Origin of the sequence: Bacillus cereus, from assembly GCF_015071065.1 — a bacterium.
GTDB lineage: Bacteria > Bacillota > Bacilli > Bacillales > Bacillaceae_G > Bacillus_A > Bacillus_A cereus_BA.
Genome location: NZ_VOVA01000001.1, coordinates 94,345 through 108,922 on the forward strand (window position 1 = coordinate 94,345; position 14,578 = coordinate 108,922).

Below are 14,578 nucleotides of genomic sequence, written 5' to 3' on the forward strand. Positions count from 1 at the left end.
CTTATTTACAGAATCTTTACGTATTCTATACATTCACATTAAAATTCTTTTCATATATTTGATATGATTAATTGAAAGATAACAATAGAAAAGGTGAATGGTGTTGAATCAAAATCAAATTGTAACTTTAAATATTTTATTAACAAGCGATGTACATGGTACTGTGTATCCAATTCACTACCAAGATAACTCCAAAGCGGAAATTGGTTTAGCTAAAATTTCTACTCTTATAAAAAAAGAACGTTCCCAAAATGCAAACGTTCTTTTGATTGATAACGGTGACTTTATACAAGGAACACCCTTTACTTATCATTACGCTACATACGAAAAAGATAAGAAAAATCCAATGTCCTTATTAGCAAACTACTTAGAATATGACACTGCAATTATCGGCAATCATGAATTTAATTATGGAATGGATCTATTAAATCACGCTGTAGATACTGCAAACTTCCCGTACCTAGCAGCAAACATTTTAGATAAAAACATAAAAGAACCTTATTTCGGGAAACCATATATAATAAAACATATCGAATCAAATATGAAAATTGCTATTTTAGGGGTAACAACGCATTACATCCCAAATTGGGAACAAGCCCATCACATTAAAAATTTACTATTTGAAGACGCATTAGAAACTACAAGAAAATGGGTTTCTTACATCCGCGAACATGAGAAACCAGACTTACTAGTCGTCGCCTATCACGGAGGATTTGAACGTGATTTACAAACTGGAGAACCGACTGAAGTTTTAACAGGTGAAAACCAAGGATATGCAATATGCCATGAAATTGAAGGCATAGATATTTTACTCACAGGCCACCAACACCGAGAAATTGCTCATACAGTGATTAATGGTGTAACAATTTTACAGACCGGATGCAATGGACATTCAGTTGGAAAAGTAACAGTAACATTTGAAAACACGGAACAAAAATGGGTGAAGAAAGAGAGTTATTCACAATTATTGCCTGTGCAAGGAATTGAGGCAGACAAAGATGTTCTTTCCTTGGTAGCCGATTATGAAGAGAAAACACAAAAATGGCTTGATCAACCTATTGGAATCATTCATGGGGACATGCGAATTTCAGATGCTATGCAAACTCGTTTGCAAGACCATCCTTTTATTGAATTCATAAATAAAATACAGATGGAGATAGCTAATGTCTCTATTTCTTGTACAAGTTTGTTCCATAATACATCTCCAGGTTTCCCGCAACATATCACAATGCGGGATATCGTTTCCAATTATATTTACCCAAACACATTGCAGGTTATTCGAGTGAATGGAGCAGATATAAAAGATGCTCTCGAACTCTCTGCTACTTATTTCACATTAAATGAAGATGGAGATATAATTGTTAATCCTGCATTCATAGAACCAAAACCTGCGCACTATAATTACGATATGTGGGAAGGGATTTCGTATGTATTAAACATTTCAAAACCAATTGGTGAGAGAGTAGAGTCTTTACAGTATAAAGGCGCTCCTCTTGATATAAATGAAGAATATGACGTTGTTATGAATAATTATCGCGCAAGCGGCGGAGGGAACTTCTTTATGTTTCAAAATAAACCAGTAATAAAAGACATACCAACAGATATGTCCGAACTTATCGCTAATTATATATTGGAACATAAAACGATAAAAGCAACAGTAAATAGCAACTGGAAAGTTATTAAATAACGATTTTAACAAATAAAAAAGATGGGCTACGCCCATCTTTTAATTTAATTTTGCATTATCCTGCTTTTTTAAAGCTTTTAATTTCGCCGGTGTAACATCCGTGCCTTCTTCGTTAACGACTTTAATTCCTTTTAATTCGTTTAACATATTTTGACGAAATCCTTTTAAATATTGTTCACGTAGCGATTGGCGCTCACGTTGTTCTTCTTCAGTTAAGCCTTCAGCTTTTGCTTTTTTCGCTAAGAAGTTAATGCGTTCAATGAGTTCGTGACTTGGCATCTCGAATCCCCCTTCTACTCAAAACTGATTATTATCATACAATAGTTAGTTCTCTTTATCAAGCAATTGCTTTGTATATTCTACATATCTTCGATGCACAGTTGCTTTTGAAACATCATGGCCAAAACCACGAAGTGTTGCTGCAATTTCTTCAAAAGTTAATTCATTCCGGCGCAAACGTACAATTTCCTCAATTGGCACTTCTTTTTTCTCACGTCCTATACTTAAATGACGATTTTTCAAATTATTCTCCGGACGAAATCCTTTCTCTACCGCCCTTTGCATGCCACGTTTAATTTTTAAATTGTGGATCTTTCTTTGATACTCTTCAACAATCCCAATTATATCTAGCACCATCGAATCAGCATCTGAAAGCTGTAATTCACCACTATGCGTGTGCGTATAAACTTTTATTCCCTCTTTATGTAAACAATGCATTAACGCAATCTTTGCATTTCCTCTACCAAGACGCGTTTCATCTTGTATAAGTAGTACATCAACTTGTTCATCTCGAATTGTATCTAGCACTTCTAATATGCCATCACGTTCAATTGTATAACCGCTAGCCTGCTCTTCAATTACCTTTGTAACATCCATTTGATAGCGCTCAGCTAAATGCAATAATTCATCTTTTTGACGCAATAATGATGTTTCCTGCGCTTCTTTCGTTGTGCTCACACGTGCATAAATAATTGCATTCATTTTGAACCCTTCTTTCTCACTATATTTTCCTTATAGTGTATCATAAATTCGCCTTTCGTTCGAACTTATGTTTGTAGAATGTTTTTTCGCATGTTATACTTAATAATAAGAAAAATGAAAGAAAACGAGGTGTTAGAAAACATGGAAAAGTTAACGAAACGCCAGCAAGACATTCTCGACTTTATTAAGCTAAAAGTACAAGAAAAAGGATATCCACCTTCCGTACGTGAAATCGGTCAAGCAGTCGGCCTCGCTTCTAGTTCTACAGTGCACGGACATTTATCACGACTAGAAGAAAAAGGATATATTCGACGCGATCCAACAAAACCACGCGCAATTGAAATTTTAGGTGAAAACCGAATGGAAACACAATCTGTTATTCAAGTTCCAATCGTCGGAAAAGTTACTGCCGGTTTACCGATTACAGCAGTCGAAAGTGTAGAAGATCACTTCCCACTTCCAGCTAGTATCGTTGCTGGAGCAGATCAAGTGTTTATGTTACGTATTTCTGGAGATAGCATGATTGAAGCTGGTATCTTTGATGGTGATTTAGTTGTTGTTCGCCAACAACAGTCTGCATACAACGGTGAAATTGTAGTTGCTTTAACAGAAGATAACGAAGCAACTGTTAAACGTTTCTATAAAGAAAAAGATCATTTCCGTCTACAACCGGAAAACTCTTCACTAGAACCTATTATTTTAAAACAAGTGTCAGTTATTGGAAAAGTAATTGGCGTATATCGTGATTTACATTAAAAATAATAAAAAGAAGATAATTCCCTTATTTATATAGGGCATTATCTTCTTTTTATATTTTGATAGATTTCCGTTCATTTAAAAGAATTCATTTCATTAATTATTAACGCGTTACAATAGTAACATCTCCAGCAGCAGTTTTACCGCTAATCTTTTTACTACCATTACCAATCGTTATATTTTTATTTTCTTCATTAAAAATTGTCACGTCTCCAGCAGCGGTTTGCCCAGTTATAACTGCATCTTGTGGTTTTTCCAATAAAGTAATATCTACATCTCCAGCAGTTGAACTTGCCTCTAAATCATATTTAGAATCATGATCAATAATATCTATACCCCCACTAGCCGTTTTTGCTGTTACTTTCCCTATTACTTTTTTAAAATTCACCTCACCAGCTTTTGTAGAACCCTCCACACTCTTTGCTGTTACATGTTTCAAGTCCACTTCTCCGGCGAGTGTTTCAACACTTACGCGATCACTTTTCACATTACTTATTTCTATTTGTCCAGCGGATGAATTTACTTTTATCTCTTGATAAGAACGTTCAGGTACAAAAATAGTCAATGTAGGCGTTTGAAATCCGAAATTGTAAAATGAAAAATCAAATGAAACACCTTTTTCTATTTCTCCTATGACTTTTAATGTATCACCATCTTCAGCAATACGAATCTCCTGTTTACTTACGTCTCCTGTTTGCTTTACATAAAAAGAGGAATCAGGAGATTTTTGGACAACAATATCTCCTGCATCTAACTTAACTTCTATATTTTTTAGCGTTTCGTTTTTAATTACGTCTTCTTTATCTCCTTTTTCTGCAGTTTGTACTGCTTTTTTATATGTTTGTGAGATCCCTATTACTCCAATAATGATACAAGCGATAGCTACTAACAATATTTTTTTCATCATCTACTCCCCTTTTATCATTTTGAAGTTCCATATTACATAGCGTACACATAATCTTTTAAACCACTTCGTACTATAATAAGCTACAATACATAACAACAAACCTACTCCGACAAACGTTATACTAACGAAAAGATCCAACCATATAAAAGTACCCATAAATACTTTTACAATAACGAAAAATGGTGTCACTACACTAGCAATGCCACCGACCCAAAAGGAAAATATAAAAGCTATAATTGCAATTAATGGGCCTAACACAATAATAAAATTAAACAAACTAAGTCCAACCGCTGCCATGACAGCTCTTGTTATATTTGAAGTCGATGGATCCTTTTTCATCTCATCAAAGCGATACAAAGCAAGCAAATCTTTCGCAATTACCTTCGGAGAGCCAAGTCCCTTTATTATTTCTGATTCAGTTTTCCCCTCTTCTATCCCAAACTGAAAGTGCTCTTCATAATCAAATAAAATATCTTGTCGCTCTTCTTCTGGTAACTTTCTAAGATGACTTGATAATTCTTTAAGAAACTGCTCTTTACTCATCCCATTCCACCCCTTCAATAATTTCTTGAACACCTTTAGCAAAATCGCGCCACTCTGTTACTAATAACGTAAGTTGCATCTCTCCTTGCTCTGTTAGTTGATAATATTTACGGGGCGGTCCTTCCGTCGACTCTTTTAAATATGTTTGAAAATATCCCTCTTTCGTTAAACGACGTAATAACGGATATACAGAACCTTCCGATATTAAAAATTTATTAGAGATTTGCTGAACAAGTTCATAACCATAACAATCCTTACGTTTTACAAGTGCCAGTACGCAAAGTTCAAGCACACCTTTTTTAAACTGAACGTTCAAAGACAATCCCCCTTTCTTATTTTAGTACTGTTTAATACACGGTACTCGACATATCCATAATATACCATCAAGTACTGTCTATTGCAAGGTACTGAATTATATTTTTTCTAGAATTTACTAAATACAAATATAAAAGCCCAAATAAGATCTTTTGTAACTGACCATTATCCGGGCTATCATTCAACTCGAATTACAATAATACAAGATTTCATTCAATCTTTCTCCTCTATGAACCCACTTCCATTTGTGACCCTAATAAATTTCGAAATACACCCTTTCTCTCTTTAGCCAATTGATTAAATTCACCTTTTTGAACAATTTCACCTTTCCCTAAGACAATAACTTGATCTGCGTTGCGTATAGTAGATAAACGATGCGCAATAACTACAATAGTCATCGTTCCTTTTAATCTGTCTATTGCTGATTGGATTTTCACTTCATTTTCAGTATCTAACGCACTCGTAGCTTCATCTAATACTAAAATGGACGGCTGTCTTAAAATAGCTCGAGCTAGTACAAGTCGCTGTCGTTCACCACCTGAAAGCCTCACCCCACGATCTCCAATAAGAGTATCAAGCCCATTTGGAAGCATTCGCACAAATTCAGCTGCCGCCGCAAAATCTAATGCAGCCCAAATTTGTTCTTCACTTGCATTCGGATCAATCATCAATAAATTTTCTCTTATACTCGCATTAAATAGGAAAGGATCTTGTGGAACATAGCTAATAGCCCGTCTTAATGACAATAAATTATTACTTGTAAGAGGAATTCCATCTATTAATATTTGACCTTTCTCTGATTGGATCAATCCCATTAAAACATCAATTAATGTACTCTTCCCAGCTCCCGAATGTCCCACAATAGCCGTCATACTATTGATCGGTATTTGTACATTAATATTTTGAAGTGCATATATAGATTCTTGCTTATTATAACGAAAGTAAACATCCTTACATTCGATACCTTGTTCTATACAAATCGGCTTTATATGTTTTTGCTGATGTATATCCTGCATTTCAATCGCTTCATTACATTCCTCTTGTAATTCCCATAAAGATTTAAAAGCAGGAATGCTTGCAGCCAGCTGTTCTAAATTAGACTGAATTGTCATGAATCGTGGCCATAGTCTAGAAAAGATTAGTATGATTAATAGTAATTGGGCAGGTTGAGCTTGAAACATACTTACTGATAAAAATATAAAAAATGCAATTAAAATAGCCATTGAAACTTTATAAAACAATTGAGAATTCGACCTTATTCTCATATACTCCATTTGTTCGTTACTCATCTTTTCTGTTATAGATTGGAACCAATCCAAACGTGATGCCTCCAAAGTATTACTCTTTATATCTTTAATTCCATTGAAATGATCTGTTATACCAGAAAGATAGCTTTGTGCCAATTTCGAGGTCTTACCGCCTAGTATTCGTGCTTTTTTTATAAAAATACGAGAAGCTACCAAGAACAATAATCCAAATCCCAAAACAAATATAGTTATTTGAGGAGATAATAAAAACGCAATCCCCACCTGTATGAATGTAAAAAGAACAGCAGCTAACAATTGTAAAATTAAATTAACACCATAACTAACACGAGCTAATTCTGTCGTTAATATATTTACTAGATTTGTTTTCCTTTTCTCTAAAAAAAAACTCCACTTTGCTTTTAGAATCAAACTATATGTTTCTATTCTTAATTTCCGTATATAAGCTTGTTGAGTTTTTGCATCCCGTAGCGTAATATTTCTTTGTAACAAATTTTGACATAACACTAATAATATATATATACATAAAATAGAAGTTAGACTTGTTATTTTAGGAAAATCCTGCAAAATTTTATAGACAGGTGCAATAAAAGGAGTCTCCTCACCCATATTGATTATTCCAGTCATACTTATCATAGGAATTAATAAAATAATACCTATCCCTTCAAGTAAACTTATTAAAACCATACCAAACAAATTCACATACAGAATTTTCCCTGCAGAAGAGTATAATTTCTTCATAAAATATATAATATGATTCATCGATGTTCCCCCTATAACAAAGCAAGCTTCTTTGTTTTCCTCCAAAGACATAAAAACGGACGTAAAGGAAAATATAAAAAATGAAGAAATTTAGGTAACGGTAATGTTTTTGCATCAATTGGATAAGGATAAAGTTGGCTCAAAATAAATAAAATTTTTTGTTGATTAGACATCAGTGAAAATAAATGCCTACTATGATAAGCCAGTACTTCTTCAGGAACAGGTTCAGAATGCAAGTTTATCATTTTCTTGAAATAAAACAGTGCTTCTTGTGCTAACTGCTTCGAATGTTTTTTAGCTACTAATTCCGTCATTCTTTCATTTAGTCGTGCACCTAGCAATTGTGATGCCAAAATTAATGCTTGTCCTCCTAAATGAAGTATTTGATATTTTCTCATTAATTTATGCATCTCGTTCCAATTAAGATCTTGATCAACAATTTTTTTTATATCTACTAACCAACGCAATCTGGACCAGCCATGTCTAGCACCATGAGATACAAGAAATAAAAATAAGTCTTCCTTTCCTAACATATATACCGAATTACTCGTAAGTGTACTTTTTCTCTTTCGCTTCCAAAGTTCTTCAAAGCCAGGTTCCTTACTAGGCCCGGGGTTTAACCTCCAATGAATTTCAAGTTTGATCCGCCTTGTTGGATGAAAAAATGTTATATGGTGATGCCTCCACTTCCAATCACTTAATATCGTTTGAATATAATCATCTTTCACATATCCTTGCTCTAAAAGCAGTTTTTCTACTTTTTCTAAATTTTGAATAGGAATGAGAACGTCCAAATCACAAGATGTTCGCAAAGAAATATCTCCATATAAATCCTGAGATAATACTGGCCCTTTTAGAAAAATCATACGAATCTCATTTTCATTACATATTTTATTTATTCGTTCCATTTCAGCACTTAAATAGAGCATTTGAAATGTATTTTTTTTATATTTTCTATTTAAGGTTTGTACAACATGCGAAGGAATCAGTTCCTCATCTACCTGTTTAAGTTTTTGATAAATCACCGGATAAACACGATGATGCACGGCTTGCTCCAGAAAAACCTCCCAATCAATATCCGAAAACCATTCATTACTATACGTTTGCATTGTTTCGTCATCTTGTAACTTCAAAATTGCACAAAGAAACTTCAATTCCTTAGACATGAACTCTACATCAAGACCTAAATCATTCCTCATTGTACTCTCCTTTAAAAGTGTCCTCACTTAGCCTCTTTGCAAATGTTCCAATGACAGTAAATTTCTCCATTCCTTCCGATCCAGTAATATAAAAAGAACCGCTACGTAACCATGCATGTGCAATTAGTTCCCCACTATTATCCTTAGCAGTTCCTAAATAAAGAGTACTCTCAATATGACGTTTTTCGAGCATTTTCATCCCAGCTATAGCTTTAACAAGGCACTGACTTTCCCAAAAAGTATAACGACTCATAATAGAAATAGCTTCGGACACCTTCTTTAGCGTCTCCCCGTGCGGCTGAATATGAGTACTTGATGTTTCACTCATGTAATCTCCTAAAGAAGGTGCAACTTTGGAAAATGTAATACTTTTTAGTACACGTGCCCATCCTAAAAAAATAAAAGCCTCTAAAAGTAAAAACTTTGTTTTCATGTTCAGTGATAAAAATATCCTTAACCTTTTCACAATATTCATTAATCCCTTCCTAACAGTTCTCTTGAAATTATGAATCTATCTATTAGGGTGATCTTTTATTTGAATTAAACCTTCTTGATACAAACACTCTAAAAAGGAAAGAACTTGCTCTTCACAATCTTTTCGTTCAATATCATAGTTAGATACTAACATGGTAACAAGCTGATTAATTATTATTGGCTTTTCAATAAGCTCCCATATTTCTCCGCCTATTTCACCTAAGTTATAGTAATTTCCTTTTTGGACATTTAACATAACTTTTTCTCCATCCATATCGCTTACTATATTACCTTTACTTTGGACAACGTTATGTTCTAATGATATTTTTCTCGAATGTACAACCATCAACCATACTCCCTTTCTGTATAGTATTTAAAATAACTTGCACAAGCTCATGAGCTGTAAATCTCGAGTCCGGTCGTCTTAATTGAAACATTTCCATTCCGCTTGCAATATCAGATGACGTTTCAAAATGCCATTCCATCAATCCTAATTTAGAAATTAAAGAACTCCTAAAGGTATGGTGGTATAATTTATACAGACGTGTAAGCCCTTCTATCCGGGTCATCTCTATATCTTCTCCCTGCGCTTTTACTAATTCAATAACACCAGCAAGAGGTAAAGGATCAGGAAAAAATTGAGAATTCACAGGAACAGCATACTTCGTTTCCCTTTCAAACAAAGGGCTATATTGCGTTATTTCCATTCCAAACTCATCTAAACTTTCTTGCCATAATTTTTGTTGTGGGTAAGACGGATGAACCATTGGGGTATTCTTACATAAAAGAGACACGGCGACTATATCATCACTTAAAAGCTGATATCCTTTACTCAAAAAAGCCGAGGATAAAGTTGATTTTCCGGCTCCTGAATCACCAATTAAAGCATATGCTTTCCCATCTATGGCAATCACACTTCCATGCAATGGAAGTACTTTGCGTTGCATTAAAAGTGCCCCCATGCAAGTTCCAAGAATATACAGTCGTATTTTATTTTCTTCCGCCTCTGGCATAGGTGAAAAAGTGATTTTCTCGCCCGCTTGGACAGAAAATATTGCAGTTTGAGGAACATGAAACATGACTACATCATCTTCCACTACAATTGTTTTTTGCTGTTCTTCGTTATATTTACTCCATCGTTCAGATAAATCAGTTATTTCAATTTGAATATCTGCCATCTCTTTTTTTTCATTCAACTGAGACAATTCGGGTAATGGAATTTCACTTACTATTTTTAACCCAAAGGCCTTGTATAACGTATTTTCCATCGAATCGATCATCCTATTCACCCCACATTGTCAATTTTTTTGAAAGCTCTTATATATAATATAAACTATATAAGAGCTTTATTTTTCCAATGATTTAACTATACTTCACCGCATCATCTGGATCAGGTTGAACAGCATCAGGAAGTTTATGTCCAGGCCCCGCCATAGTCATATTAATATTAAGTACTTCCAATACAGGTTGTTTCCATTCCTTTTTCATACGTATCACCTCCTTTCATATTGATTTTTTTATAAATCGATAGAAGATTAAGCTACGCATTAAAACTCTAAAATCTAAATCAAATGCATACTCTGGTCGAGGTTCTTTACAAATTTTTGAGATAGCTTTCTTAATTACATCTACATTTAGAAATTCAGAGATTATTGGATCTATACTAAGTTCTTCAACTTCCTCAATGAATTCATTCCAAAGAGGAGCCATACGGTAAACACCATCTGCACCTTGAACACCTCGAACGCGTTGATTTAATCGTACTTTATCAGGAAGGAAATTTTTTGTCGCTCTTCGGATAAGAGATCGATCTAAACCATTTTGAACATACTGTTCTTCCGGGACTGACGAACAAAATTGAATAATCCGTAAGTCATTTGTAGGATCACGATCCCATAAAGCATAGCGTAACGACAATTTCGTTTCATACGTTCCATTTATGCTCCAATAATAGGGTTTTTCAAACTGTTCTCTTTTCATGTCATATGCATTTGAGATAGAGGTACCCGTTATATCAACGTCCTTTTCTTTGAGTCTATCAAAAACATTCATTTTTTTAGCAAATTCCGGATTGATTATTGTGGGAAAAACATCTTGTTCCTCTGAAGAAAGTAACTGATACAAAAATGGAAATGCCTTTCTTCTTACCACTTCAAAAACACGTGATTTTTTCACTCCAATATTTCTACTATATAAATATAGTTCACGATAAAAACGAATCCAATGTAGCTTTTTCAACAACATTGCCTGGTAATCAAAAATAGGCCCCCATGATACTGTCCAATTACCTCTTTGGCCACTAAGAAGTACTCCTATTCCATGCTGAGATGCTCTTTCATAAACTCCACTCAACCAAAAAGTATTCTCAAAAAATTTATATGGCATCTCCATTGTTTCCAACCAATCATCAATTTCCGATAGTGGGCTTCTCTCTGGCAATTCTAAATAATAATCCTGTATATTCCCTACATGCTCTACAGTTGATTGAATAAATGGTCTTTCGTCAGCTATCCTACCTTTGTGTGTCCAATCTACAAACCCTTCTACTGGGACATAACTAAACGTATGTAATTTTTTATTTTCAGCACGTAAATCCTTAGCAGCAAAGCTAACGACAGAACCTGAGTCTAGCCCTCCGCTCAAATGAGCTCCTACTTGGTGATGTGTTCTTAAACGTGCCTTCACTGCACTTTGATACACCTCTCGAAACGCCTCTTCATACTCTTCATTTGATTTTAAATTAAGCATTTTCCCAGCAGTTGGTGTATAGTATCGCGAAAACTTCACTTTTCCTTCCTTTACCAAAATAGTGTGTGATGGAGGCACCTGTTCTATATATTTATAGACTGTTAACTGTGGATCTACTGATTCGAAATTTACAGGTATAGCTAAAAATTCAGCAAGCCACTGCTCATTCAATTTTTTCTCAACATATGGTAGAGTAAATAACGGATTTATAATAGTGCAAAAAGCAAACTTTTCCTCACCACGATAAAAATAAAGTGTCCGGCTTCCCGAAAAATCTCTGGCCCCAAAAAGAATTTGTTTTTTCTCATCCCAAATCATAAAGGCAAAATCGCCTACCAAATATTTTGGAGCCGCTTCCCCCCATTTCTGATAAGAGAGTAAAATCAACTCACTATCCGCCATGTTTTTTCTATCCGCATAATCCACTTGTAATTTTTCAAATAACTCATTACGATTATCAATAATAGCATCTGCTGTAATTGCCAATTGCCTTTCATAATTATAGAAGGGTAATTGTTCACCAACTGACTCTGGTGTAATCCATTGTGCGTGACATCCCAGGAAAGCATTTTCTTTGTGCCATATTTGAATATCATCAGCAGGGTACTTATATAAACGACTCATTACTTCTCTTCCGTGTTCAATTGATACAGGCTCATTATTAAAGTGAACAATACCAGTTATAGCGCTCATTTTCCCCTCCCCTTATACAACAAGTTACTGCAAATGCTCTTTTTTATTTATTTCATGCAACTTTTCCTTCTCGACTTAGTTCTTTTTAAAGAACAGAGGTGCTCATTTCAATACCTAATCAATTACACACTCTAATTCATTTATGAATCGAGGTATAGATATATTAAAGTTATCATTGTATCTCCTCTATGTCAATAGATTAATGGTAATATAAACCAAATAGAACGGCATTAAAGTTCATTATAATGAACTTTAATACAACAAATATATAATTCCTATATTTCTTTATCCTCGATTTCTGGTTGGCAAAAACTATCTAAACTAAAAAACTATTTTCATCCTACTTATTTCTCTTCAAATTATTCCATGTTATATAATATTTATAATAGCCTGAATAACTCTCCACTGATCCTCATCCATCATGTTGGATCCCGAAGGAAGGCAAATCCCCTTTTCAAATAATCTTTTAGCTACATCGTTATCTTTCTGATGAGAATAAAACTTAATTCCTTTAAAAAGCGGCTGCATATGCAGTGGCTTCCATGTAGGACGTGCTTCAATATTCTCTTCAGCTAAGGTTGTCAATAATTTTTCAATAGAGATACCAGATGCCTTTTCATCAATCATCATCGTTGTAAGCCAACGATTCGAGCGAGTATTTTCTAATTCCGGCATAAAACAAAATCCCGGTATGCGAGACAACTCTTCATAATACCGATTAAATATACGCCTTCTAGCCCTTACTCTATCTTCTAACACTTCTAATTGTCCTCTCCCAACGCCAGCTAATATATTACTCATTCTATAATTGTAACCTATTTGACTATGCTGGTAATGAGGTGCTGGATCTCTTGCTTGAGTCGCTAAAAACCTCGCTTTTTCTAACGCTTCCACATCATCAGAAACTAGCATTCCTCCACCTGAAGTAGTAATAATTTTATTTCCATTAAATGAATATACCCCGAACTTTCCAAACGTACCACTTGCCTTTCCTTTAAATGTAGATCCTAAAGACTCTGCTGCATCCTCGATTATAGGAACATCATACTGATTACAAATTGAAAGGATTTCATCGATTTTAGCACTCTGCCCATATAAATGAACAACAATAACGGCTTTTGGCAGTTTCCCCTCTTTATCCGCATTATGTAACGCAATCGCTAGCGCTTGCGGTGACATATTCCATGTTTCCAGTTCTGAGTCAATAAATACCGGTTCAGCTCCCAAGTAAACAATTGGATTTGCACTCGCTACAAAAGTGAAACTTGAACAAAACACTTTATCCCCTTTTTGAACGTCTAATAATCGTAAAGCTAAATGAATGGCAGCAGTACCTGAACTAACCGCAGCACCATCTTTAACTCCTACAAAAGATGCAAGTTCTCTTTCAAATCCATCTACATTTGGGCCAAGAGGGGCAATCCAGTTTGTATCAAATGCTTTTTGAATATATTTTTGCTCATTTCCACTCATGTGTGGTGAAGAGAGATAGATTCGTTTTTTATTCTGAACTGTTTGCATGTAAACACATCCTCTATACATATTTAAAATATTATGTATCTAAAAACATATGCTTTAATACAGGTATATCAGGAAGTCTTCTTAAATTATCAATTGTATAATGTGCTTTATAAGCTTGCTCAACTATAAGATTACGGTAAATCCCATCTTCTCTATTAATATGGATTGTTATCCAATTTAGTTTCTTCGCAGTTATAAAATCCTTACTTAAATTATCTCCTATATAAACACACTGCTGATGTGGAATCTGTAGTTCCTTACTTATTTTTTCATAAGGAATTTGGCTCGGCTTCCAATATTCTTTTCCCAGCTTATCAGTGAGAATTATCGAATGAAATCTCTCTTTTAACTTTAATGCATTAATTTTTCTTTCTTGGACTACTAAATATCCGTCTGAAATAAGTCCTATTTTAACGGTATTAACTAAATTATTTAGTACCCAATCCGCTTCCTCCAACAATTGAATATCTGGTTTATGAAACCTATACTGTTCTATCAAATTACTAATCAATTTTTCATCGTAAGTAATGTTTAACTTTTCAAGCGTTTTATTAAACACAAACTTTCTTTCCCCCGAATCGAATAATTGAATTGCAATATTATAAAATCCAATTTTCTTATAGTTCTCTTTAATCCAGTCATCCACTGCTTTAAAACCACTTACGACATAATCCTTTTCTTTATATAAAGTATCATCCATATCAAAAACAATTGCTTTAATCACCAT

16 protein-coding genes are annotated in these 14,578 nt (G+C 34.3%); 2 read left to right on the forward strand and 14 right to left on the reverse strand.

Annotation, left to right across the window (positions count from 1 at the left end):
- Window positions 1-103: 103 nt before the first annotated feature.
- Window positions 104-1,687 carry a bifunctional metallophosphatase/5'-nucleotidase gene (locus FT637_RS00510; protein ID WP_193644742.1) on the forward strand — a complete coding sequence of 528 codons (1,584 nt, stop codon included), beginning with the start codon at window positions 104-106 and terminating at the stop codon, window positions 1,685-1,687.
- A 39-nt stretch (window positions 1,688-1,726) separates the two neighbouring features.
- On the opposite strand, the gene FT637_RS00515 is transcribed toward FT637_RS00510, so the two are convergent.
- Complete coding sequence (locus tag FT637_RS00515; RefSeq protein WP_002121521.1) at window positions 1,727-1,966, reverse strand: DUF896 domain-containing protein; 240 nt, start codon at window positions 1,964-1,966, stop codon at window positions 1,727-1,729.
- A gap of 45 nt (window positions 1,967-2,011) precedes the next feature.
- Complete coding sequence (locus FT637_RS00520; protein WP_193644743.1) at window positions 2,012-2,668, reverse strand: recombinase family protein; 657 nt, start codon at window positions 2,666-2,668, stop codon at window positions 2,012-2,014.
- 141 nt (window positions 2,669-2,809) lie between these two features.
- Between FT637_RS00520 and lexA the strand changes: the two genes are divergently transcribed.
- Complete coding sequence (lexA, locus tag FT637_RS00525) at window positions 2,810-3,424, forward strand: transcriptional repressor LexA (RefSeq protein ID WP_193644744.1); 615 nt, start codon at window positions 2,810-2,812, stop codon at window positions 3,422-3,424.
- 103 nt (window positions 3,425-3,527) lie between these two features.
- Here the strand turns inward: lexA and FT637_RS00530 are convergent, their stop codons facing one another.
- The 12 genes from FT637_RS00530 to FT637_RS00585 all read right to left on the reverse strand — a co-directional run bounded on the left by FT637_RS00530 (window position 3,528) and on the right by FT637_RS00585 (window position 14,578).
- Window positions 3,528-4,328, reverse strand: coding sequence for a DUF4097 family beta strand repeat-containing protein (locus FT637_RS00530; RefSeq protein ID WP_193644745.1), 801 nt, complete (start codon window positions 4,326-4,328; stop codon window positions 3,528-3,530).
- Window positions 4,329-4,331: 3 nt separating this feature from the next.
- On the reverse strand, window positions 4,332-4,874 hold the full coding sequence (locus FT637_RS00535; RefSeq protein WP_193644746.1) for a DUF1700 domain-containing protein: 543 nt from the start codon (window positions 4,872-4,874) through the stop codon (window positions 4,332-4,334).
- Entirely contained in the window at window positions 4,867-5,190 is a 324-nt protein-coding gene (locus tag FT637_RS00540) for a PadR family transcriptional regulator (protein ID WP_002066545.1), read from the reverse strand. The genes FT637_RS00535 and FT637_RS00540 overlap by 8 nt, the downstream gene beginning before the upstream one ends.
- Before the next feature lie 226 nt (window positions 5,191-5,416).
- Window positions 5,417-7,216: an ABC transporter ATP-binding protein gene (locus FT637_RS00545; RefSeq protein WP_193644747.1), complete on the reverse strand. Its 1,800-nt coding sequence runs from the start codon at window positions 7,214-7,216 to the stop codon at window positions 5,417-5,419.
- An 11-nt stretch (window positions 7,217-7,227) separates the two neighbouring features.
- Window positions 7,228-8,415, reverse strand: a complete 1,188-nt coding sequence (locus FT637_RS00550) for a nucleotidyltransferase family protein (protein WP_193644748.1) — start codon at window positions 8,413-8,415, stop codon at window positions 7,228-7,230.
- Window positions 8,405-8,890, reverse strand: a complete 486-nt coding sequence (locus FT637_RS00555; protein ID WP_193644749.1) for a lasso peptide biosynthesis B2 protein — start codon at window positions 8,888-8,890, stop codon at window positions 8,405-8,407. The genes FT637_RS00550 and FT637_RS00555 overlap by 11 nt, the downstream gene beginning before the upstream one ends.
- Window positions 8,891-8,926: 36 nt before the next feature.
- Window positions 8,927-9,235 (reverse strand): lasso peptide biosynthesis PqqD family chaperone, encoded by a 309-nt coding sequence (locus FT637_RS00560; RefSeq protein ID WP_193644750.1) that lies wholly within the window; start codon window positions 9,233-9,235, stop codon window positions 8,927-8,929.
- On the reverse strand, window positions 9,198-10,169 hold the full coding sequence (locus FT637_RS00565; protein ID WP_193644751.1) for an aldolase: 972 nt from the start codon (window positions 10,167-10,169) through the stop codon (window positions 9,198-9,200). Before FT637_RS00565 ends, FT637_RS00560 begins: the two co-directional genes overlap by 38 nt.
- 82 nt (window positions 10,170-10,251) lie before the next feature.
- A complete protein-coding gene (locus FT637_RS00570) occupies window positions 10,252-10,377 on the reverse strand; it encodes a paeninodin family lasso peptide (RefSeq protein ID WP_000712620.1) in 126 nt (41 codons plus the stop codon).
- Between the two features lie 15 nt (window positions 10,378-10,392).
- Complete coding sequence (locus FT637_RS00575) at window positions 10,393-12,330, reverse strand: lasso peptide isopeptide bond-forming cyclase (protein ID WP_193644752.1); 1,938 nt, start codon at window positions 12,328-12,330, stop codon at window positions 10,393-10,395.
- A 369-nt stretch (window positions 12,331-12,699) separates the two neighbouring features.
- Window positions 12,700-13,851, reverse strand: a complete 1,152-nt coding sequence (locus tag FT637_RS00580; RefSeq protein WP_193644753.1) for an aminotransferase class I/II-fold pyridoxal phosphate-dependent enzyme — start codon at window positions 13,849-13,851, stop codon at window positions 12,700-12,702.
- A gap of 31 nt (window positions 13,852-13,882) precedes the next feature.
- The gene (locus FT637_RS00585) at window positions 13,883-14,578 is read right to left on the reverse strand and encodes an HAD family hydrolase (protein WP_193644754.1); all 696 of its coding nucleotides are present in this window, start codon (window positions 14,576-14,578) and stop codon (window positions 13,883-13,885) included.